Annotated in this window: 19 protein-coding genes and 1 other annotated feature; of the genes, 13 read left to right on the top strand and 6 right to left on the bottom strand. The window is 38.3% G+C overall.

Features of this window, described 5'->3' with window-relative positions:
* Positions 1–81 precede the first annotated feature (81 nt).
* Positions 82–1,272 (top strand): methionine adenosyltransferase, encoded by a 1,191-nt coding sequence (gene metK, locus PAN07_RS02965; RefSeq protein WP_269796993.1) that lies wholly within the window; start codon positions 82–84, stop codon positions 1,270–1,272.
* 58 nt (positions 1,273–1,330) lie between these two features.
* On the opposite strand, the gene PAN07_RS02970 is transcribed toward metK, so the two are convergent.
* From PAN07_RS02970 to PAN07_RS02990, 5 genes are all read right to left on the bottom strand, one after another.
* Positions 1,331–1,963, bottom strand: a complete 633-nt coding sequence (locus PAN07_RS02970; protein WP_269796994.1) for a GNAT family N-acetyltransferase — start codon at positions 1,961–1,963, stop codon at positions 1,331–1,333.
* A gap of 271 nt (positions 1,964–2,234) precedes the next feature.
* Positions 2,235–2,534 carry a DUF1827 family protein gene (locus PAN07_RS02975; RefSeq protein WP_269796995.1) on the bottom strand — a complete coding sequence of 100 codons (300 nt, stop codon included), beginning with the start codon at positions 2,532–2,534 and terminating at the stop codon, positions 2,235–2,237.
* A 63-nt stretch (positions 2,535–2,597) separates the two neighbouring features.
* Positions 2,598–3,047: an NUDIX hydrolase gene (locus PAN07_RS02980; RefSeq protein WP_269796996.1), complete on the bottom strand. Its 450-nt coding sequence runs from the start codon at positions 3,045–3,047 to the stop codon at positions 2,598–2,600.
* Between the two features lie 84 nt (positions 3,048–3,131).
* Positions 3,132–5,396: an ATP-dependent Clp protease ATP-binding subunit gene (locus PAN07_RS02985; RefSeq protein ID WP_269796997.1), complete on the bottom strand. Its 2,265-nt coding sequence runs from the start codon at positions 5,394–5,396 to the stop codon at positions 3,132–3,134.
* A gap of 240 nt (positions 5,397–5,636) precedes the next feature.
* Positions 5,637–5,867, bottom strand: coding sequence for a DUF1797 family protein (locus PAN07_RS02990; RefSeq protein WP_004253825.1), 231 nt, complete (start codon positions 5,865–5,867; stop codon positions 5,637–5,639).
* 197 nt (positions 5,868–6,064) lie between these two features.
* Between PAN07_RS02990 and PAN07_RS02995 the strand changes: the two genes are divergently transcribed.
* The 5 genes from PAN07_RS02995 to PAN07_RS03015 all read left to right on the top strand — a co-directional run bounded on the left by PAN07_RS02995 (position 6,065) and on the right by PAN07_RS03015 (position 10,552).
* Positions 6,065–6,748 carry an amino acid ABC transporter permease gene (locus PAN07_RS02995; RefSeq protein WP_269796998.1) on the top strand — a complete coding sequence of 228 codons (684 nt, stop codon included), beginning with the start codon at positions 6,065–6,067 and terminating at the stop codon, positions 6,746–6,748.
* Positions 6,748–7,482 carry an amino acid ABC transporter ATP-binding protein gene (locus tag PAN07_RS03000; protein WP_269796999.1) on the top strand — a complete coding sequence of 245 codons (735 nt, stop codon included), beginning with the start codon at positions 6,748–6,750 and terminating at the stop codon, positions 7,480–7,482. The genes PAN07_RS02995 and PAN07_RS03000 overlap by 1 nt, the downstream gene beginning before the upstream one ends.
* A gap of 530 nt (positions 7,483–8,012) precedes the next feature.
* Positions 8,013–8,870, top strand: a complete 858-nt coding sequence (locus PAN07_RS03005; protein ID WP_346658441.1) for a bifunctional methylenetetrahydrofolate dehydrogenase/methenyltetrahydrofolate cyclohydrolase — start codon at positions 8,013–8,015, stop codon at positions 8,868–8,870.
* A 4-nt stretch (positions 8,871–8,874) separates the two neighbouring features.
* Positions 8,875–9,648 carry an HAD hydrolase family protein gene (locus PAN07_RS03010; protein ID WP_269797001.1) on the top strand — a complete coding sequence of 258 codons (774 nt, stop codon included), beginning with the start codon at positions 8,875–8,877 and terminating at the stop codon, positions 9,646–9,648.
* Between the two features lie 55 nt (positions 9,649–9,703).
* Complete coding sequence (locus PAN07_RS03015; protein WP_269797002.1) at positions 9,704–10,552, top strand: NAD(P)H-hydrate dehydratase; 849 nt, start codon at positions 9,704–9,706, stop codon at positions 10,550–10,552.
* 23 nt (positions 10,553–10,575) lie between these two features.
* Here the strand turns inward: PAN07_RS03015 and PAN07_RS03020 are convergent, their stop codons facing one another.
* Complete coding sequence (locus tag PAN07_RS03020; RefSeq protein WP_269797003.1) at positions 10,576–10,761, bottom strand: hypothetical protein; 186 nt, start codon at positions 10,759–10,761, stop codon at positions 10,576–10,578.
* Between the two features lie 118 nt (positions 10,762–10,879).
* Between PAN07_RS03020 and PAN07_RS03025 the strand changes: the two genes are divergently transcribed.
* From PAN07_RS03025 to infC, 7 genes are all read left to right on the top strand, one after another.
* Complete coding sequence (locus PAN07_RS03025) at positions 10,880–13,339, top strand: bifunctional DnaQ family exonuclease/ATP-dependent helicase (protein WP_269797004.1); 2,460 nt, start codon at positions 10,880–10,882, stop codon at positions 13,337–13,339.
* 24 nt (positions 13,340–13,363) lie between these two features.
* The gene (locus PAN07_RS03030; protein ID WP_269797005.1) at positions 13,364–14,587 is read left to right on the top strand and encodes an FtsW/RodA/SpoVE family cell cycle protein; all 1,224 of its coding nucleotides are present in this window, start codon (positions 13,364–13,366) and stop codon (positions 14,585–14,587) included.
* An 11-nt stretch (positions 14,588–14,598) separates the two neighbouring features.
* Positions 14,599–15,147 carry a DJ-1 family glyoxalase III gene (locus PAN07_RS03035; RefSeq protein WP_269797006.1) on the top strand — a complete coding sequence of 183 codons (549 nt, stop codon included), beginning with the start codon at positions 14,599–14,601 and terminating at the stop codon, positions 15,145–15,147.
* Positions 15,148–15,404: 257 nt separating this feature from the next.
* Positions 15,405–17,351: a DNA topoisomerase (ATP-hydrolyzing) subunit B gene (gyrB, locus tag PAN07_RS03040; protein ID WP_269797007.1), complete on the top strand. Its 1,947-nt coding sequence runs from the start codon at positions 15,405–15,407 to the stop codon at positions 17,349–17,351.
* A gap of 78 nt (positions 17,352–17,429) precedes the next feature.
* Positions 17,430–19,157 carry a septation ring formation regulator EzrA gene (ezrA, locus tag PAN07_RS03045; RefSeq protein ID WP_269797008.1) on the top strand — a complete coding sequence of 576 codons (1,728 nt, stop codon included), beginning with the start codon at positions 17,430–17,432 and terminating at the stop codon, positions 19,155–19,157.
* Positions 19,158–19,259: 102 nt separating this feature from the next.
* The gene (gene pgdA, locus PAN07_RS03050; protein WP_269797009.1) at positions 19,260–20,648 is read left to right on the top strand and encodes a peptidoglycan-N-acetylglucosamine deacetylase PgdA; all 1,389 of its coding nucleotides are present in this window, start codon (positions 19,260–19,262) and stop codon (positions 20,646–20,648) included.
* Positions 20,649–20,748: 100 nt separating this feature from the next.
* Positions 20,749–20,879 (top strand) — a sequence feature (ribosomal protein L20 leader region).
* A gap of 15 nt (positions 20,880–20,894) precedes the next feature.
* Positions 20,895–21,425: a translation initiation factor IF-3 gene (gene infC, locus PAN07_RS03055; RefSeq protein WP_000848177.1), complete on the top strand. Its 531-nt coding sequence runs from the start codon at positions 20,895–20,897 to the stop codon at positions 21,423–21,425.
* Positions 21,426–21,445 lie beyond the last annotated feature (20 nt).

Here is a 21,445-nt window from a genome sequence, read left to right on the forward strand (position 1 = left end):
GTGGTGGGATTGATTGTAAATACTCTTCCTACCAGTTCTTTGTAACTCTATAACGAATATTTTTTAAGGGGGGACATTTTTATGTCAGAACGTAAATTATTCACGTCTGAATCTGTATCTGAGGGGCATCCAGATAAGATTGCAGACCAAATTTCAGATGCTATCTTGGATGCTATTTTAGAGCAAGATCCAGAGGCGCACGTTGCTGCTGAAACAGCTGTTTATACTGGTTCAGTGCATGTTTTTGGTGAGATTTCAACGACAGCTTATGTAGATATTAACCGTGTGGTTCGTGATACCATTGCTGAGATTGGTTATACCAATACAGAGTATGGTTTTTCTGCGGAGACGGTGGGAGTTCACCCATCACTTGTTGAGCAGTCACCAGATATCGCTCAAGGGGTTAATGAAGCCTTGGAAGTTCGTGGAAATGTAGACCAAGATCCACTTGACTTGATTGGAGCAGGTGACCAAGGTCTCATGTTTGGGTTTGCGGTGGATGAGACAGAAGAACTCATGCCTTTACCAATCTCACTTAGTCACAAGTTGGTTCGTCGTTTGGCAGAACTTCGTAAATCTGGTGAGATTAGCTATCTTCGACCAGATGCTAAATCACAGGTCACTGTTGAGTATGATGAAAATGACCGTCCAGTGCGCGTGGATACAGTTGTTATTTCAACCCAACATGATCCAGAAGTGAGCAATGAGCAAATCCATGAAGATGTGATTAACAAGGTTATCAAAGAAGTCATTCCAGCTTCTTACCTGGATGATGAGACTAGGTTCTTTATCAATCCAACAGGTCGTTTCGTTATCGGAGGACCTCAAGGAGACTCTGGTTTGACTGGCCGTAAGATTATCGTAGATACCTATGGTGGTTACTCACGTCACGGTGGTGGTGCCTTCTCTGGTAAGGATGCGACTAAGGTGGACCGTTCAGCTTCTTATGCAGCTCGATATATTGCTAAAAACATTGTTGCTGCAGGTCTTGCTAAGAAAGCAGAAGTTCAATTGGCTTACGCAATCGGTGTAGCCCAACCTGTATCTGTCCGTATCGATACCTTCGGTACTGGTACAGTAGCGGAAAGCAAGCTTGAAAAAGCAGCACGTCAAATCTTTGACCTTCGCCCAGCAGGAATCATCCAAATGCTAGATCTCAAACGTCCAATTTACCGTCAAACAGCGGCTTATGGACATATGGGACGTACAGATATTGATCTTCCATGGGAACGCTTGGATAAGGTAGAAGCCTTGAAAGAAGCAGTTAAATAACATAAAAAAAGATTGGTTAAGGACCAATCTTTTTTTGATATGAAAAATCAAAAGATTCTTAGTTATCTATTGTTTTTACAAATGCCCAGTTCCCAACTGATTTTGTACCATAATCCAACATCATAAAGTCTAGTAAAGTGAAGTTATTCTTTTTGTAAAAGAAGACGTTCTTATCAATACTTGTAATTAGGCCTAAACGTTTGCATCCCTTGGCTTTGACATAAGGTACAACACAATTTTCTAGGAAAGCACTACCGATACCTTGACCTTGGATAGATTTGTTTACTGCTAGCATCATTAAATACCAATCAAAGTTTCCTGATTTTTTCAAGTGTTGTTCAGAACGATCTACTAAATCGAGATATTTCAATAGGTTTCTCGGTGTGATGTATCGAAAGAGTTTGATGACACCATTTAACAAATAGGATAGAATGGTAAAATCCTTCTGTTGTAAAAGGGCAACTGCTATGATTTGCCCTTCTTTTTCGGCAACAAGACAGGTTTCTCCTTTGATATAGAGTCTGGTTAGAAGACTTTCCATTAGTTCTAAAAATGCAGGATAGTATTCTGGTTTCTTTAAATCGTCTTTGATTAGAGCTGTAAACGGATAGTCCATGAAAGCATCAGCCAAAACTTTCCCAATCTTTTGGAATTCGTCTATTCTGGCTTCCCTGTATAAAATCTTTTCCATCTTAAACTCCTTATCAAATTTCTAATACTATTATAACTGAAATAATCATAATTTTCGAATTAGACAACTTTTTACATAAAAATATAACTAATTTTCATTTTATTAGAATTTGGATTGAAAGTCAAATTTAGGAGGAATTACAAAAACTTTGCAAATTGAGGTAAATAGGTATCTCAATATAGCATAGGATATTGCAAGATAAGAAAATCTTTAGTGAATAAAAAAAGCCCCAAGATTCTAATCTTGGGAGTAGTTTAAATGGCTATTATATTTATTTTATTGGAATTGAAATTTCGATTAATTTGTCAGAATAAAGTGTTTTGATGTTTGCTTCATCAATAATTTGTTTATCAATCTTGCGACTCAAGAAAAATTCTTGAATTTTCTCGATTTCTTTTTCACGAATAGCTCGATGTTTATTGGAAATGAGGATTTCGTAATGAAGCGGTGCTTGGGTAAAGATAACATCTGTATTTCCTGCAGAATAGACTTCCACAAGAGTTGCGTCAGTACTTTCTAGTTGATTTTTAACAAGACGAGAGTGTGAATTAGTAGTATTAATAAGCTTCATAGGGATTCCTCCTGTAATTCTATGTCTATTATAGCACTTTTTAGAAAAATTGGGAAAGTTAACTTAAATTTGGTGTTGCTTTTTCCATGCTTCGATAGCCCATTTATGACTACCTCTTTTTAGATTTGCAATAGCTTCATCTATTGGAAACCAAGCGATATGATTAAAGTCTTCCAAAGGTTTTTGAACCTCTTGGTAAGAAGTAGCTTCATAAAGAAAGGCAGGATTGTAAAAATGAGTATCACGATGACTAGAGTAGAAGTACTCGTCAGCTTGTCCATAATAAGTACCAATTTCAGCAGTGAAACCTAATTCCTCGATTAATTCCCGTTTAAGAGCTTCCAAGTGATCTTCACCTTCTTCAATCTCTCCACCTGGTAGGAACCAAGCACCATTTGGAGCTTGAACTAGGATAATCTTTTCCTTGTTTGAATCTGGTATGACTGCATAAACACCATATCTGTTTTTGTATGTAACCCCTTCTTTTCTCTCTCCAAATGTTGGATTTGTCATAGATTTCTCCTTCATGAGTGCGCTTTCTTTCTATCATATTAAAGAATGTTCTCACTGTCAAGTAAGAACATTCTTTTCTTAGTATTAGTCAGTCGCTTCAACTTTTTCTAGCTTGTTTTTGGATTTAATTATGATTTTTCCATTGCTGGTCATGACAGCTTTTAACTCTTTTTCACTTGGATTTTCAAGGTAGAAGTCTGTAATAGCATCTTCAATATAGTCTTGAATCGTGCGGCGTAATGGACGAGCCCCCATTTTCGGATCATACCCCAAATCGACCAACTTTTCCTTAACCTTGTCAGTAACATCTAAAGAGATGTTGTTACTTGCGAGACGTTTGTTGACATCATCTAGCATGAGGTCAACGATTTGAAGGAGATTTTCCTTGCTGAGGGCCTTAAATTCGATAATGCCATCAAAACGGTTCATGAATTCGGGACTAAAGAAGTTGCCTAATTCTCCAAGGACAGAGTTGGTACGGCCTTCTCTAGATGCACCAAATCCGACGCTTGCTTCAGCTTTTCCTGTACCTGCATTTGAGGTCATGATTATGATGGCATCCTTAAAGCTAACAGTGCGCCCTTGACCGTCCGTTAAGCGCCCGTCATCTAAGACCTGAAGGAACATGTGCATGACATCAGGGTGGGCTTTTTCTACTTCGTCCAGTAGAATAAGTGAATAAGGATTGCGACGAACCTTTTCAGTCAGTTGTCCTGCTTCTTCATAGCCGACATAGCCTGGGGGAGCACCAACTAGTTTTGCAACACTATGTTTCTCCATGTATTCACTCATATCGAAACGAATCATGCTATCTGCTGACCCGAAGAGTTCGATAGCCAGCTGTTTAGAAAGTTCCGTTTTACCGACACCAGTAGGACCAACAAAGAGGAAGCTACCGATTGGACGGTTTGGAGTACCGAGACCAACCCGGTTACGACGAATAGCTTTAGCCAATTTATCAACAGCATCATCTTGACCAATAACATGCGCCTTGAGGTCATCTGCTAAGTTGATGAGTTGTGATTGTTCTTTTTCTTTGAGGTCACCAACTGGAATATTAGTCTTTTGTTCGATGATGTGTTCAATCGTTTTTTCGCTAATAATTGGAGTGTCCTGATCCGTAACCTTAGTTTTTTGCATTTCCTTATATTTAGCAATCTGATCACGGAAGTAGGCAGCTTTTTCAAAGTCTTCATCTCTAGTAGCTTGCGCTTTGAGATTTTCAGCTTCGATTAGGCGTTGGTCAATCACTTTAGGATCAACAAAGTTTAGGGTTAGGTTCATTTTAGAACCAGCTTCATCCAGAAGGTCGATGGCCTTGTCTGGTAAGAAACGATCTTGGATATAACGATTAGAAAGAGTAGCAGCAGCCTCGATAGCACTGTCGGTATAATGAACGTGGTGATAATCTTCGTATTTCTTTTGAATACCTTTGAGGATAGTAATAGTTTCTTCCACAGTTGGTTCATCAACCTTGACAGGTTGCATACGTCGTTCGAGGGCTGCATCTTTTTCAATGATGCGGTATTCATTGAGAGTAGTAGCACCAACAAGTTGAAGTTCGCCGCGAGCAAGGGCAGGTTTGAGGATATTACCGGCATCCATATTACCATCTCCTGCAGAACCAGCACCTACAATTTCATGAATTTCGTCGATAAAGAGGATGATGTCCTCGCGTTTACGGATTTCCTCCATGAGTTTTTGCATGCGTTCTTCAAATTGACCACGAACACCAGTACCTTGGACAAGACTTACTACATCTAAACGGATGACTTCTTTGCCTTGGAGTTTATGGGGAACATCACCATCAACAATTTTCTGGGCTAGACCTTCAACAACGGCAGTTTTTCCGACACCAGGTTCTCCGATGAGGACAGGATTGTTCTTAGTTCTACGGTTTAGAATTTCAATAACACGAATGATTTCTTCATCACGGCCGATGACAGGATCGATATTTCCTTGGCGAGCAATCTCTGTCACATTGATACCATACTCATCCAAAAGACCTTTTTCTTTATTGGGTGGAGGAGTTTGTGCTGGACCACGATTCGGGGAACCAAAACTGCCATTACCACCAAAGCCACCGTTGCCACCATAACCGCCTCCTGACTGAGTCGGAGGTGTATTTTTAGATGTAGGATTGAAGTTTCTGATATCCTTAAAGAAGTCGCCAAATGGATCAAAGTCTTGGTTGCTTAGATCAGTAATTCCTTTAAATAATGAGTTATTTGGGTCAGTTTTGATAATTTTATAGCAACTTTGACAGAGGTCAATCTGTTTTTGTTGGCCATTGAGATTTGTGTAAAGATGAATCGTTGAGTCATTGATTTTACAGTTTTGACAGAGCATACATCTACCTCATTTCTTTACGTCTATTGACCAAATTTGAAAGGTCAAAATTAGTCAAAGAACTATATAGTCTAATTATATCATGAATGAAGGGCAATTCAAGTAAAAAGATTGATTGCAGGGTTTTTGGATAAAAATCTAGGATTTGTAGCTTTAACTATAAGAAAAAATCCCATTTGTAGTACAAAAAGGATTCTTGTTGGTCAGAGTGGGAAATAGGTCCCACTACTAAATCAAAGATTAGTATAAAAGTTCGTAGATTTCCATGGCAATCAAGTCGATGCTATCAAATGTATAAGTTTCACGAGCTTCTACATCACGAAGTGTAAAGAGCGGGCCGTTTTCTTCATCGTGGTTAAAAGCTACTTCAGCCACAACAACGCCTTCACGCTCAAAATTACGTTTTAAGTTACCACCATCTTTTGTCATCGCTTCAAGACGATTGATGATTCTAACCAAATGTGATTCCATTATGATTCTCCTCCATTTCTTATCGTTACTATTTTACCATAAAGCATAGTTACTTGACTAGAAAAAAACAAAGAAATCTTGCTATTTCTCATACTTTTTGAAATTTTAAAAAAAAAAAGATAAAATATTGCATTTTTATTCACTTTGTGTTATACTCATACAAGTTTTTGAGATTAAGATTAGAAAGAAGTCGATTTATGAATTTTTCATTTTTGCCAAAATACTTACCTTATTTTAACTATGGAGCTCTTGTGACGGTATTTATTTCCATCTTAGTAGTCTTTTTTGGAACCCTCGTTGGAATCTTGTTGGCCTTTGCCCAACGTTCAAAATTTAAACCCCTTGCCTGGTTGGCCAATCTTTATATCTGGATTTTTCGTGGGACACCCATGATGGTTCAGATTATGATTGCCTTTGCTCTTATGAGTATCGATGCTCCAACCATTCAGTTTGGAATTTTTGGCATTGAACTTTCTCGTTTGATTCCAGGGATTATCATTATATCCATGAATAGTGGTGCCTATGTTTCGGAGACCGTTCGAGCTGGGATCAATGCGATCCCTAAAGGTCAGCTAGAGGCTGCCTATTCGCTAGGAATTCGCCCTAAAAATGCTATGCGTTATGTTATCTTACCTCAGGCCATTAAGAATATCTTGCCAGCCTTGGGGAATGAGTTTATCACTATTATCAAGGATAGTTCGCTCTTGTCGGCAATCGGTGTTATGGAGCTGTGGAATGGAGCAACGACAGTGTCGACAACGACTTACCTGCCTTTAACTCCTCTCTTGTTTGCAGCCTTTTACTACCTGATTATGACCTCTATCTTGACAATGGGCTTGAAGGCTTTTGAAAAACGTATGGGACAAGGAGATAAAAAATAATGTCAGAAACACTTATAAAAATTGAAAATCTTCATAAAAGCTTTGGAAAGAATGAAGTTTTAAAAGGGATAAATCTTGAAATCAAAAAAGGGGAAGTAGTGGTCATTATCGGACCTTCTGGTAGCGGTAAGTCTACCCTCCTTCGCTCGATGAATCTCCTTGAAGAAGCCACTAAAGGAAAGGTTATCTTTGAAGGAGTAGATATTACCGATAAGAAAAATGACCTCTTTGCCATGCGGGAAAAGATGGGTATGGTTTTCCAGCAATTCAATCTTTTTCCAAATATGACTGTTATGAAAAACATTACTCTTTCGCCAATAAAGACCAAAGGAGAAAGCAAGGAAGTAGCAGAGAAGAGAGCGTTGGAACTTTTAGAAAAAGTTGGTTTACCTGATAAGGCAGATGCATATCCACAAAGTTTGTCAGGTGGTCAGCAACAACGGATTGCTATCGCTCGTGGTCTCGCAATGGAGCCAGATGTGTTACTCTTTGACGAACCAACTTCAGCCTTGGATCCTGAAATGGTAGGAGAAGTACTTTCAGTTATGCAAGATCTTGCTAAGTCAGGGATGACTATGGTCATTGTGACCCATGAAATGGGCTTTGCACGTGAGGTGGCGGACCGTGTTATCTTTATGGCAGATGGTGTTGTTGTCGAAGACGGAAGTCCAGAGCAAGTCTTTGAGCAGACGCAGGAACAAAGAACCAAGGAATTTTTGAGTAAGGTTTTGTAAGAGTTGTAAAATTATATCCATTTCGACTTTTTTTTAGGTGGATAGTTCGACAAGTTAGAGCAAAACTTCATTACTTAGTTTAGATTAAAGTTACAAATAAAAAGTAGGCATCAGCAAATGCTGATGCCTACTTTTTTGTAGTTAAAATAAGAAGGTAATGCTTGTAAGTATACCTAATACTGCGAAAATAATTTTCCAAACTTGTTGGTTCTTTTTGAAAAGCTTATCAGAGGATAGTGTTAGTATCAGAAATATAAAAAATAGTATATATTTATTAAAGATTGGAATGACTTTCCTCCTTTTATTGTAAGACTTCCTTTACTTACATTATACATTATATTTGATGCAGAATCAAAAATTAATATCTTTATTCTGTGGAGTTCCTCTATCCTCCAGTAAGAGAATGACTAGTTATCCAACTGAGCTTTTTCTTATAGTTTCAGACTATAAGGTCTCTTAGAAAAGAAGTGTTAGAATGCCGGGCTATTTTTTGTTATAATAGAGAATATTTGTTAGAAATGAGAAAATACATGACACAGATTATTGATGGGAAGGCTTTGGCAGCAAAGTTACAAGGACAATTAGCTGAAAAAACGGCTAAACTAAAAGAAGAGACAGGCTTGGTGCCTGGCTTAGTCGTTATTTTAGTAGGGGATAATCCTGCTAGCCAAGTTTACGTTCGCAACAAGGAACGCTCAGCAATTGCAGCAGGTTTCCGTAGTGAAGTCGTTCGTGTTCCTGAGACCATTACCCAAGAAGAATTGTTGGATTTGATTGCCAACTACAATCAGGATCCAGCTTGGCATGGGATTTTAGTTCAGTTGCCTTTACCAAAACATATCGATGAAGAAGCTGTTCTATTGGCTATTGCCCCTGAAAAGGATGTGGATGGTTTCCATCCACTCAATATGGGTCGTCTCTGGTCTGGTCACCCAGTCATGATTCCATCAACACCAGCTGGTATTATGGAAATGTTTCATGAGTATGGGATTGAGCTGGAAGGAAAAAATGCGGTCATTATTGGTCGTTCTAATATTGTTGGGAAGCCCATGGCTCAGTTACTTTTAGCTAAAAATGCAACTGTTACCTTGACCCACTCTCGTACACAAGATTTAGCAACAGTTGCTTCGAAAGCAGATATTCTTGTAGTAGCTATCGGTCGTGCTAAGTTTGTGACTGCTGACTTTGTCAAACCAGGTGCAGTTGTCATTGATGTAGGGATGAACAGAGATGAAAATGGCAAGCTTTGTGGAGATGTTGACTACGATGCTGTTGCACCAATTGCTAGTCATATCACTCCTGTACCTGGTGGAGTTGGACCTATGACCATTACCATGCTAATGGAACAGACTTACCAGGCAGCGCTTCGTACACTGAACAAGGACTAGGAAGATGAAATTCGTATTTGATCTGGATGGAACGCTATCTTTTGACTACATGACCATAGATGAGGAGATTAAGCAGGTTCTTTTAAATGCTAGCGATTATGGACATGAGCTTGTATTTGCCTCAGCTCGCTCTTATCGAGATTGTTTGGGCTTATTAGGTACTGAACTTAGTCAGCGTTTGGTTATAGGTTTGAATGGAGGCGTAGGCTATTATCTAGGGAAAGCCATCTATGAGAGAAATCTTGATGCTAGAGTTTATCAGACGCTAGTGGATTATTGCCAGACCTATAATCTCCCTTTCTTTGCAGATGATTGCTTTGACTATAGTGGTCAGATCGTGGAGAAGATTCCATTTATCTCTAGTGTGGATCCCCTAAAGGTAGCTCGTCATCAGAAACTCGAGGACTTGGGGACTCCGATTAAGGTAGTCGTTTATATGGGAGACCATGAGGATTTGCTTGATGATCTGCTTGGTCAGTTAGAAAGATTGGGGCAGGCTCATATGTCCTATCATGCCCATGAAAAGTGCCTTTATGTTAATCCCTTGAACACTCATAAGGCGACAACTGTTGAAAAGTTATGTGGAGAGAACTTCATTGCTTTTGGCAATGACCAAAATGATATTGAGCTGTTTAAGACATCTCTTTATTCAGTTCAGATAGGAGACTTTGCTGGCCTTACTCCATATGCAGATGAAACGTTAGAGCTAAAAGGAGAATCTTCTCCAGCAGTGGCAGCTAAAATCTTACAGACCTTTGAGGAATTTAAGGGAAAATAGATAGAAGGAGGTTTGAACCTCCTTTTATAGTATAATGGAGTGAGAGGAAAAAACGATGAAAGAGATTGATCAATCCCTACTAGAAAAGGTTATCATTGAGCGTCCTCGTTCTAGTCATAAGGGAGACTATGGTCGTCTTCTCTTGATCGGGGGGACTTATCCCTATGGGGGAGCGATTATTATGGCCGCCTTAGGGGCTGTTAAAAGTGGCGCAGGATTAGTGACCGTAGCAACGGATAAGGAGAATATTCCTGCTCTACATAGCCATCTTCCTGAGGCAATGGCTTTTGCTCTTGACGATAAGCAATTATTTGAGCAACAGTTAGAGAAAGCGAATGTTGTCTTGGTTGGACCTGGACTTGTGGATGATGAGCGTGGAGAACAGCTTCTACAAACAGTTTTTGATCATTTAGACCAAGACCAGACCCTCATACTGGATGGTGGTGCCCTATCCATTTTAACTAGAATGGGAATGAAATTTCCTAAAGCCCACCTTGTTTTAACGCCACATCAAAGGGAATGGCAAGTCTTGTCAGGCTTAGAATTAACTTCTCAAGGAGCCAAGGAAACAGGAGAAGCTTTGGTGAGTTTTCCTTCAGGAACGATTCTAGTTCAAAAAGGTCCTGCGACTCGAATCTGGCAAGCCGGGCATGCAGATTTTTATCAGCTAAGTGTTGGTGGTCCTTATCAGGCGACTGGAGGAATGGGAGATACCCTAGCTGGGATGATTGCTGGCTTTGCAGGTCAATTCCCACAAGTAAGTCTCTATGAAAGGGTCACTGTAGCGACATATCTGCACTCAGCAATTGCTCAAGAATTAGCTGAGGACAACTTTGTAGTTCTGCCAACCACGATTAGTCAACATATTCCTGCATTCATGAAGAAAATACAAAAAGACACCTGAAAATATCAGGTGTCTTTTAAGGATTAGAAGAGTCCTTTAACTTTGTCAACAAGACCGTCAAGTCCTTCTGAACCTGAAATCAAGTCTTGTGCTTGGCTCAAGTAATCACCGAGTTGATCTTTATTCTCTTCGATGAAAGATTTAGCAGCTTCGAAATCTTTTGTTTCGATTAATTCTTTAACTTTGTTAAATAAATCCATTGGGTTCATGATGTTCCTCCTTTTCAACAATTCTATTCAATCATTTTTTTTAAAATCTTGCAAGAAACTTGACTCTTCAAATAAAGTTCATGGGTGTCAAATGGTTTAAAATTTGATATAATTTTTAATGATGAATTTTAGAAATGATCGGTATGTAGTTGTAGATTTAGAAGCAACAAGTACTGGAAGTAAGGCAAAAATCATCCAAGTGGGAATTGTAGTCATTGAAGATGGTGAAATCGTTGAGCAATATGCTACAGATGTCAATCCACATGAACACTTGGATTCTCATATCAAAGAGTTAACGGGTTTGACTGATAAGCGTTTGGCAAAGGCTCCGGAGTTTTCTCAGGTAGCAGGAAAGATTTTTGAGCTGGTCAAAGACGGTGTTTTTGTCGCGCATAATGTTCAGTTTGATGCAAACTTATTGGCAGAATTCCTATTTTTTGAAGGTTATGAACTTCGAACGCCTCGAATTGATACAGTTGAACTGGCTCAAGTATTTTATCCTCAATTCGAGAAGTATAATCTCGGTATTCTTTGTCAAGAGTTGGGTATTCCCCTAGAGCAAGCCCATTCTGCCCTGTCTGATGCACAAGCAACTGCAGAACTTTTTCTCTGCATGAGGCAAAAGATGTTTCAACTACCTAAAGGCCTGTTGGAGCGTTTATTAAGTTTATCAAATAGTCTATTATATGAATCATATTTAGTAATTGAGGAAGTTTATCAGAAGCAATCTCTCTTAGTCGAACATGATTTGGTAGAAGTGCAAGGTCTATTTTTGAGAAAAGAAAAACCAGTCCTTTCTCCACGCAAACTTTCTCAAGATTTCCAGACCAATATTGCCTTATTGGGTTTGGAAGAGAGACACCTACAAGAACGCTTTGCAAAAAAGGTTCAAGAGTTTTTAAAGGAGGAGACAATCTCATTTATTCAGGCTCAAACTGGAATTGGGAAAACCTATGGTTACCTTTTGCCCGCCTTAGCTCTTGAGAATAAAGAGGGTATTCTCCTTAGTGTACCTACTAAAATTCTCCAAAATCAGATTATGCAAGAAGAAGCTAGAAGATTGGAAGAAGTCTTCCATCTTTCAGTCCATAGTCTCAAAGGGCCACAAAATTACTTGAAGCTAGATTCATTTTATACAGCTATAGAGGAAGAAGAGTCCAATCGTTTGTATACTCGTTTCAAGATGCAACTCTTAGTTTGGTTGACTGAGACAGAGACGGGAGACTTAGACGAGATTGGTCAGCTTTATCGTTATCAACAATTTTTGCCAAATCTAATTCATGATGGCAAACTCTCCAAAGATTCCCTCTTTTGGCTAGAGGATTTTTGGAAACGAGGGCAGAGTAAGGCACGTAGTTGCCAATTATTGGTGACCAATCACGCATATTTGGTTACCCGTTTGGAAGATGATCCAAGTCTTTTAGAGGGGCGTCTCTTGATTTTAGATGAAGCCCAGAAAATCTTGCTGACATTGGAAAATCTTTCTCGAAAATCTTATTTGCTTGCAGATTTGCTAGAACAATTAGACCAAGAACTATCTACAGAAGAAGGCATGCTTGAAAGACGATTGATGGAGAGTATTCGATTTGAGCTTTGTCATCTGATGGATCAGTTTCTATCTGGGAAACGGAGAATGTGTCCAAGCAGTACCATTTCAAAGCTGCGACAAGATTTTTCTGAGTTAGATATGCCAGTTTTCCAAGAGTATCAACAGTTTTTCTGCTCAGATGGTGAATTTTGGTTATCCGCTTCAGAGTTTTCTAGTAAGAAGATTGAAATTTCTTCTAGTCGTCATCAACGTCTGCTCTTTTCTGAGATCTTTCCATACTCCTGTCAGCTATTAGGTATATCTGCAACTTTAGAAATTAGTAGTAGGGTTTCTTTGCCAGAATTACTAGGATTCCCTGATGCTGCCTTTGATAGACTAGATGAACAATTTCAAGAGAATCAAGAAATCATAGTTGTGAAGGATTTTCCATTGGTGACCGAAACTTCTCAAGAAGATTATGCTCAAGCTCTTGTCAATCTGATTGAAGAAGTAACAAGCTTGAAAGAGTCTATCATAGTATTATTTACTTCGAGAGAACTTTTGTTAAAAGTCTCTGATTATTTGTCAATTCCTCATTTAGCCCAGTATAAGCATGGAGAACCAGCTCAGCTAAAAAAACGTTTTGAAAAAGGGGAGCGAGAGATTTTACTGGGTGCAGGTAGTTTTTGGGAGGGAGTTGATTTTTCAGCTCATCCTCGTGTCATTGAGGTGGTGACGCGTCTACCTTTCCAAAATCCTGAAGACCCCTTTACCAAAAAGATGAATCAGGAACTGCGGTTGGAAGGTAAAAATCCTTTCTATGACTATCAACTTCCTATGGCTATTATTCGTCTCAAACAAGCCCTTGGTCGAACAATGAGACATTCCAATCAGAGTTCTAGTGTCCTTATTCTAGACAGTCGTATGGTGACCAAACGATACGGTAAACAAATCGCGAGGTCTTTAACTCAAAATTGTCGACTGGAAGAAACGAATCGAGACCAAGTCATTTCTAAAATAGCTCAATTTTTTAAAAATCATAGAAGATAACCAGAAAGTATGAAGGAGGCCTTTATGAAACGTCCTCTCGACTCTCGAGTCGATTATAGTTTGATTTTACCGGTGTTTTGTTTGCTAGTAATTGGTGTGGTAGCTATTTATATAGCTGTTAGCCATGATTACCCAAACAATATTTGGTCAATACTTGGACAGCAACTAGCATGGATTGCCCTTGGAATTATTATTAGCTTTGTTGTCATGTTCTTTAACACCAAGTTCTTGTGGCAAGCTACCCCATATCTTTATGGCTTAGGATTGATTCTAATGGTTCTACCCCTAAACTTTTACAATCCGAGACTTGTAGCGGCTACTGGAGCGAAAAACTGGGTATTTTTCGGAGGGATGACTCTATTTCAACCTTCTGAATTTATGAAAATATCCTATATTTTGATGTTGGCTTATATCATTGTGACCTTTATAAAGAACCATAAAAAAGATGCACGAACCATTGGATTGGACTTTCTCCTAATTCTATGGATGGTAATCTTTACGATTCCTGTTTTAGTTTTGTTGGCCTTACAAAGTGACCTTGGGACAGCTCTCGTCTTCGTTGCAATTTTTGCCGGGATGGTCTTGTTATCAGGAGTTTCTTGGAAAATTATTATCCCGGTTTTTCTAACAGCTATATCTGCTATTGTTGGATTTTTAGCCATCTTCATCACGAAGGATGGACGAGCATTTTTGCATCAAATTGGGATGCCGACTTATCAAATTAACCGTATTTTAGCATGGTTAAACCCTTTTGATTATGCACAGACAACAACCTATCAACAGGCGCAAGGTCAAATTGCTATTGGTAGTGGGGGCTTGTTTGGTCAGGGATTTAATGTTTCCAATTTACTAATACCAGTTAGAGAGAGTGATATGATTTTCACAGTGATTGCGGAGGATTTTGGTTTTATCGGTTCCGTTATTGTGATTGCCTTGTATCTACTCTTGATCTATCGTATGCTTAAAATCACCCTCAAATCTAACAATCAATTTTATACATACATCTCAACAGGTTTTATCATGATGTTGCTATTCCATATCTTTGAAAATATTGGTGCCGTTACAGGTCTACTTCCTTTGACGGGAATTCCGTTGCCTTTTATTTCTCAAGGAGGATCGGCCATCATTAGTAATTTAATTGGTGTTGGTTTGCTCTTATCTATGAGTTATCAAACTCACCTTGCTGATGAGAAAAGTGGTCGAGCCAAGTTTAAACGTAAAAAAGTCGTTTTGAAAAAGGTCAAATAAGGAGGATAAGAATGTCTAAAGTTGCTGTTATGTTAGCCAATGGTTTTGAAGAAATTGAAGCCTTGACAGTTGTGGATGTTTTACGTCGAGCAAATATTACTTGTGAAATGATTGGCTTCGAAGAAAAGGTCACTGGTTCACATGGTATTCAAGTCAGTGCAGATTTAGTATTTGAGGGAGACTTATCAGACTATGACTTGGTGGTTCTTCCTGGAGGGATGCCTGGCTCAGCTAATTTACGCGACAATGAAGTCTTAATAGCTGAGTTGCAGGGTCTGAATCAAGCTGGTAAGAAGTTGGCAGCAATTTGTGCAGCACCAATTGTCCTAAATCAAGCGGGACTTCTTAGCGGAAAAAAATTCACTTGCTATGATGGTGTTCAAGAACAAATTGCTGACGGAAGTTATCTCAAGGAAACAGTTGTGGTAGATGGCAATATCATTACCAGTCGTGGTCCTGCAACAGCTTTAGCTTTTTCATATCACTTAGTTGAAATGCTAGGTGGAGATGCAGAAAGCTTACGAAAAGGGATGCTTTATCAGGACATTTTTGAAAAATGATAAAAAAGAGAGAGGGATTTTCTATAAAAAGAAAATTTCTCTCTCTTTTACTATTAAAAATAAAGGAAATATTCGCTTTTTTAATGGAAAAATGGTATAATGAGGAGGTGTAAAGTATCACGATTATAAATGGTTTTGACCAATTTTTAGTTGTCTTACTATGGAGCTTTTAATACGATGTATGCCTTCAGATTGAGACATGTTGAAACTATCGTGGTACACAAATAAAGTGTTGACTTGTAAGAAAAAGGAAAAAAATGACAGAAGATATTAAAAACCAACAGGCACAAGATTATGATGCCAGTCAAATTCAAGTTTTAGAAGGTTTAGAAGCAGTTCGTATGCGTCCAGGGATGTATATTGGATCGACTGCCAAAGAAGGTCTTCACCATCTAGTCTGGGAAATTGTAGATAACTCTATCGACGAAGCTTTGGCGGGATTCGCTAGTCATATCGAGGTCTTTATTGAACCGGATGATTCCATTACTGTTGTCGATGATGGTCGTGGAATTCCTGTTGATATCCAAGAGAAAACAGGACGTCCTGCCGTTGAAACAGTCTTTACTGTTCTTCACGCTGGAGGTAAATTCGGCGGTGGCGGATACAAGGTATCTGGTGGACTCCATGGTGTAGGGTCATCCGTTGTAAATGCTCTTTCAACACAGCTGGATGTTCGCGTTCATAAAAACGGTAAGATTCATTACCAAGAATACCGTCGTGGACATGTTGTTGCAGACCTTGAGGTGATCGGGGATACGGATAAAACAGGAACAATCGTTCACTTTACTCCAGACCCAGAAATTTTTACTGAGACAACGACATTTGATTTTGATCGATTAAACAAACGTGTTCAAGAACTTGCTTTCCTAAACCGTGGTCTTCAGATTTCTATCACAGACAAGCGAGAAGGTCAGGAAAAAACAAAACATTACCACTACGAAGGTGGAATTGCTAGCTATGTTGAGTACATCAACGAAAACAAGGATGTTATCTTTGATACACCAATCTACACAGATGGTGAATTGGATGATATTACAGTGGAAGTTGCTATGCAGTACACAACTGGTTACCACGAGAATGTCATGAGTTTCGCTAACAACATTCATACCCATGAAGGTGGAACCCATGAACAAGGTTTCAGAACTGCCTTGACTCGTGTTATTAACGACTATGCCCGCAAGAACAAACTCCTTAAGGATAATGAGGATAATCTGACAGGTGAGGATGTCCGTGAAGGGTTGACAGCCGTTATCTCTGTTAAACATCCAAATCCTCAGTTTGAAGGTCAAACCAAGACCAAACTTGGAAATAGTGAAGTTGTTAAAATCACGAATCGTCTTTTCAGTGAGGCATTTTCAGATTTCTTGATGGAAAATCCACAGATAGCTAAGCGTATCGTAGAAAAAGGTATTCTAGCAGCTAAGGCTCGTGTGGCAGCAAAACGTGCACGAGAAGTGACTCGTAAGAAATCAGGTTTAGAAATTTCTAATCTTCCTGGTAAATTGGCAGATTGCTCTTCAAACAATCCAGCTGAAACAGAACTCTTCATCGTCGAAGGAGATTCAGCCGGTGGTTCTGCTAAATCTGGGCGTGATCGTGAATTCCAAGCAATCTTACCAATTCGTGGTAAAATCCTCAATGTAGAAAAAGCTAGCATGGACAAGATTCTTGCCAATGAGGAAATCCGTAGCTTGTTTACAGCTATGGGAACAGGATTTGGTGCTGAGTTTGATGTTAGTAAAGCTCGCTATCAAAAACTGGTTATCATGACAGATGCCGATGTCGATGGTGCTCATATTCGAACACTCTTGTTAACTCTGATTTATCGTTATATGAAACCCGTTCTAGAGGCAGGATATGTTTATATCGCTCAACCACCGATTTATGGTGTTAAGGTTGGTAGTGAAATCAAAGAGTATATTCAGCCAGGAGCAAATCAAGAAAAACAATTACAAGAAGCATTGGCTCGATATAGTGAAGGTCGATCAAAACCTACAATTCAGCGCTATAAAGGTCTTGGAGAAATGGATGATCACCAACTTTGGGAAACTACCATGAATCCGGAACATCGTCTCATGGCTCGTGTATCAGTGGATGATGCTGCAGAAGCAGATAAGATTTTTGATATGCTCATGGGAGACCGCGTGGAACCACGTCGAGAATTTATTGAGGAAAATGCCATCTATAGTACTCTTGACGTATAAAAGTGTGGAAAGTGTTTCCACTATTAAAAAAATATGATATAATCAATACAATTGTGTCAAGTATAAAAGGAGTTTGATATGTCTGATAATCAATTGATTATTACTTTGATTGCAGTTGCCGCTCTACTTATTGTTGCTTATGTAATGGCAATTTTAATTCGTAAACGCAATAGTAGCAGACTTGCAGCTTTGGAACAAAGAAAAGAAGAACTTTACAACCTTCCTGTTAATGATGAGGTAGAGGCTGTGAAAAACATGCATTTGATTGGTCAAAGTCAAATTGCATTTCGTGAATGGAACCAAAAATGGGTTGATTTGTCCTTGAATTCATTTGCTGATATTGAGAATAATCTCTTTGAAGCTGAAGGATTTAACAATTCTTTCCGATTTTTAAAAGCTCGTCAACAAATCGAGCAAATTGAGAGTCAGATTAGTCTGATTGAAGAAGATATTGATTCTATTCGTAAAGCTTTAGCAGATCTTGAAAAACAAGAATCAAAAAATAGTGGGCGTGTACTTCATGCATTAGACTTGTTTGAAAATCTACAGCACAAAGTAGCAGATAATTCGGAACAATATGGTGCAGCTTTACCTGAGATTGAAAAACAACTGGAGCATATCCAATCTGAGTTTTCTCAATTTGTAACCTTGAACTCTTCTGGAGACCCTGTTGAAGCTGCTGGTGTTTTAGATAGTACCGAAAATCATATTCTTGCTTTAACTCATATTGTTGATCGAATTCCAGCTATTGTAGCTAAACTGACAACTGAGTTACCAGAACAATTAGAGGATTTAGAGTCGGGTTATCGTAAGCTTTTAGATGCAAACTATCAATTTGTTGAAACAGATATCGAATCTAGACTTCAACTTTTGTATGAGGCATTAAAAAATAACCATGAAAATCTTCGAAAACTAGAACTTGACAATGCCGAGTATGAAAATGCTCAAATCCAAGAAGAAATTAATGCGCTTTACGATATCTTCACACGTGAAATTGCTTCTGAAAAAGCTTTTGAAAAATTGATGTCTACGCTTCCTACTTATCTTGGACATTTGAAAGAGAATAACGAAGTTCTTGTTAAAGATATGGAGCGTCTAGGTAAGACATACTTACTTTCAGAGAGCGACGTGAACCGTGTTCGTCGTCTGCAAGCTGATATTACAGCAATGAGTACGACTGTTGAAGAGATGACAAGTGAACAATCTGAAGTAACAGAACCATACTCTATCTTGAAAGAACGTTTAGAAAATCTTCAAACTACATTAAAAGATATTGAAGATGATCAAATCGGTGTTAGTGAGCGTTTGGTTCAAATTGAAAAAGATGATGTAAATGCTCGTCAAAAAGCAAATGTTTATGTAAACCGACTACATACCATTAAGCGCTACATGGAAAAGAGAAATCTTCCAGGTATTCCTCAAAAATTCTTGAAACTATTCTTTGATGCAAGCCATAGTACAGAGGATCTAATGGCTGAATTGGAACAGTCGCAGATTAATATTGAGTCTGTTAATCGTGTTCTAGAGATTGCAACAAATGATATGGAAATTTTGGAAGCTGAAACGTACAGTATTGTTCAAAATGCTACTTTGACAGAGCAATTACTACAATATTCTAACCGATACAGATCATTTGATGAACGTATCCAGCAGGCTTTCCATGAAGCCTTGCATATCTTTGAGACAGAGTTTGATTATCAAGCTTCTTTTGAAAAAATATCTCAAGCTTTGGAACTTGCTGAGCCTGGTGTAACTAATCGCTTTGTTACATCTTATGAAAAAACAAGAGAAACGATTCGTTTTTAAAAAATAAAATCCTAGAAAATTCTAGGATTTTTCTTTTTGTATCGAATCAAGTCGGGTACACTTTTCATTGAAATTATAGTTTAAATTTGATATGATAAGACTATGACAAAAAAGAGAACAACCCGAAAGACAGATAACAAGAATAATGGGAAATTAGGCTTCCTTGTAGGACTTTTATTTTTCATAATACTTGCTTTAGGTGGGGCAATCACCCACAAAGTACTAACTAAACAGAATTTTGCACAAAAGATTGAAGCATTAATATCTGAAAAAGATAGTGCTTATTATCAAGGTAGTCAAAAAGATCATTTCCGCAAAGATAAATCAGAGATTATTACCTACTATCCAATGAGTGGAGATAGTATTATTACCTCTGTAAAAGATGTCATGATAAAAGATATCACAGATAAGGTAGAAGGAAAAGAGCATCTGATTTTCTATTATTCAGAAAAAGGAGATTCTTCCTTCAGAGGAATTGAAAATCGACTAGTAAAAAAACAAGTCTATGATTTGTCGAATTCTAATGTTGTAGAATTGGAGAATACAACCTTAAATCAGCTGTATCTTAAAGAAGATGGAAATCTCTTCACTCTTGATCAATTCTTCAATGATTCTTCGACAGCTAAAGGAAAATTATTAGAGGATATTAAATCAGCTCTTCTTGATAAGAAAGTAGAGCAAACACTTGTAAATCAAGTTATAGCTGACTTTTCGAACACGGATTTATCTAATTGGAAATTTGCCTACAAGGATAGTCAACTTATCCTTTACCCGATAAACCAAACTGGAAACGCAGAAGGAATTGGACTTCTTATTTCTGACTATTTTGAACTGATTAATGTAGCTTATTTATCAGAAAAAGATGCTAAACTATATGAGACTATTCAAGGTGAAAAGCATAAAAAAGTTGTAGCTTTAACCTTTGATGATGGCCCAGATGGGAATACGACTCCTCAAGCTTTGGATATCTTAGCCAAGTATCATATAAAAGCAACCTTCTTTGTGCAAGGGAAGAATATAGCTGGTAATGAGTCTATTCTAAAACGAATGAAATCAGAAGGACATGAGGTAGGTAATCATAGTTGGAACCATCCAGTCTTGACGAAACTTTCTCTAGAAGATGCAAAGAAACAAATTACAGATACAGAATCTGCAATTACCAGTGTTCTTGGAACTAGTTCTAAATTGATGCGTCCGCCTTATGGAGCAATTTCTGATGATATTCGAAACGGTATAGATTTAAGCTATATATTGTGGAATGTAGACAGTTTGGATTGGAAGAGTCTGAATGAAACAAAAATTTTAACAGAAATTCAGCACCAAGTTAGCAATGGATCTATTATTCTGATGCATGATATCCATCAACCATCGATCAATGCGCTTCCACGAGTTATTGAGTATTTGAAAGAACAAGGTTATAGTTTTGTGACCGTTTCAGAACTTCTCAATTCTCGATTGCAACCTCATCATGTCTATTATTCTCGTGAGTAGTGAATGATGACTATAGGCTTTTATAGATTTTTAATTTAAAGATAGAAAAAAATAACTTTTATCTTGACAAACTAGGGAAAACTTGATATGATATAAAAGTTGAGAAAAGCAGAAGTGAGAACTTCTCGCCTTGCGACTAACGTTGTCTGGCCCCTACGGATCAAGTTTCAGAAATGAACTATAATCATGTAGTGCGGATTTGCGTTAGCAAGTCCGCTCTTGTTTTTCTCTAAAATAAAAAAAGAGGTGAAAACCATAGCAAAGCAAGACTTATTCATCAATGATGAAATTCGTGTACGTGAAGTTCGCTTAATCGGTCTAGAGGGTGAGCAATTAGGTATCAAACCACTTAGTGAAGCGCAAGCACTTGCGGATGAAGCGAACGTGGACTTGGTTCTTATTCAACCTCAAGCTAAACCTCCTGTTGCGAAAATTATGGACTATGGCAAGTTCAAATTTGAGTACCAGAAGAAACAAAAAGAACAACGCAAAAAACAAAGCGTTGTGACCGTGAAAGAAGTTCGTTTGAGCCCAGTTATCGACAAGGGTGATTTCGAAACTAAACTTCGCAATGCTCGCAAGTTCCTTGAAAAAGGGAACAAAGTGAAGGTATCCATTCGCTTTAAAGGGCGTATGATCACCCATAAAGAGATTGGTGCAAAAGTTTTAGCCGAGTTTGCTGAAGCAACACAAGATATTGCTATCATTGAACAACGTGCTAAAATGGATGGTCGCCAAATGTTCATGCAGTTGGCACCAGCAACTGACAAAAAATAATTGTCGGAAAGTCAAATAAA

Source organism: Streptococcus sp. SM5 (assembly GCF_027497975.1).

What these genes read in the sequence shown, in the direction of transcription:
- PAN07_RS03005 (WP_346658441.1), top strand. Translation starts at nt 8,013, where the DNA reads ATGACACAGATTATTGATGGGAAGGCTTTGGCAGCAAAGTTACAAGGA.
- PAN07_RS03020 (WP_269797003.1), bottom strand. Translation starts at nt 10,761, where the DNA reads ATGAACCCAATGGATTTATTTAACAAAGTTAAAGAATTAATCGAAACA.
- PAN07_RS03030 (WP_269797005.1), top strand. Translation starts at nt 13,364, where the DNA reads ATGAAACGTCCTCTCGACTCTCGAGTCGATTATAGTTTGATTTTACCG.
- ezrA (WP_269797008.1), top strand. Translation starts at nt 17,430, where the DNA reads ATGTCTGATAATCAATTGATTATTACTTTGATTGCAGTTGCCGCTCTA.
- PAN07_RS02990 (WP_004253825.1), bottom strand. Translation starts at nt 5,867, where the DNA reads ATGGAATCACATTTGGTTAGAATCATCAATCGTCTTGAAGCGATGACA.
- pgdA (WP_269797009.1), top strand. Translation starts at nt 19,260, where the DNA reads ATGACAAAAAAGAGAACAACCCGAAAGACAGATAACAAGAATAATGGG.
- PAN07_RS02975 (WP_269796995.1), bottom strand. Translation starts at nt 2,534, where the DNA reads ATGAAGCTTATTAATACTACTAATTCACACTCTCGTCTTGTTAAAAAT.
- PAN07_RS02985 (WP_269796997.1), bottom strand. Translation starts at nt 5,396, where the DNA reads ATGCTCTGTCAAAACTGTAAAATCAATGACTCAACGATTCATCTTTAC.
- metK (WP_269796993.1), top strand. Translation starts at nt 82, where the DNA reads ATGTCAGAACGTAAATTATTCACGTCTGAATCTGTATCTGAGGGGCAT.
- PAN07_RS03015 (WP_269797002.1), top strand. Translation starts at nt 9,704, where the DNA reads ATGAAAGAGATTGATCAATCCCTACTAGAAAAGGTTATCATTGAGCGT.
- PAN07_RS02995 (WP_269796998.1), top strand. Translation starts at nt 6,065, where the DNA reads ATGAATTTTTCATTTTTGCCAAAATACTTACCTTATTTTAACTATGGA.
- PAN07_RS02970 (WP_269796994.1), bottom strand. Translation starts at nt 1,963, where the DNA reads ATGGAAAAGATTTTATACAGGGAAGCCAGAATAGACGAATTCCAAAAG.
- PAN07_RS03010 (WP_269797001.1), top strand. Translation starts at nt 8,875, where the DNA reads ATGAAATTCGTATTTGATCTGGATGGAACGCTATCTTTTGACTACATG.
- gyrB (WP_269797007.1), top strand. Translation starts at nt 15,405, where the DNA reads ATGACAGAAGATATTAAAAACCAACAGGCACAAGATTATGATGCCAGT.
- PAN07_RS02980 (WP_269796996.1), bottom strand. Translation starts at nt 3,047, where the DNA reads ATGACAAATCCAACATTTGGAGAGAGAAAAGAAGGGGTTACATACAAA.
- PAN07_RS03035 (WP_269797006.1), top strand. Translation starts at nt 14,599, where the DNA reads ATGTCTAAAGTTGCTGTTATGTTAGCCAATGGTTTTGAAGAAATTGAA.
- PAN07_RS03025 (WP_269797004.1), top strand. Translation starts at nt 10,880, where the DNA reads ATGATGAATTTTAGAAATGATCGGTATGTAGTTGTAGATTTAGAAGCA.
- PAN07_RS03000 (WP_269796999.1), top strand. Translation starts at nt 6,748, where the DNA reads ATGTCAGAAACACTTATAAAAATTGAAAATCTTCATAAAAGCTTTGGA.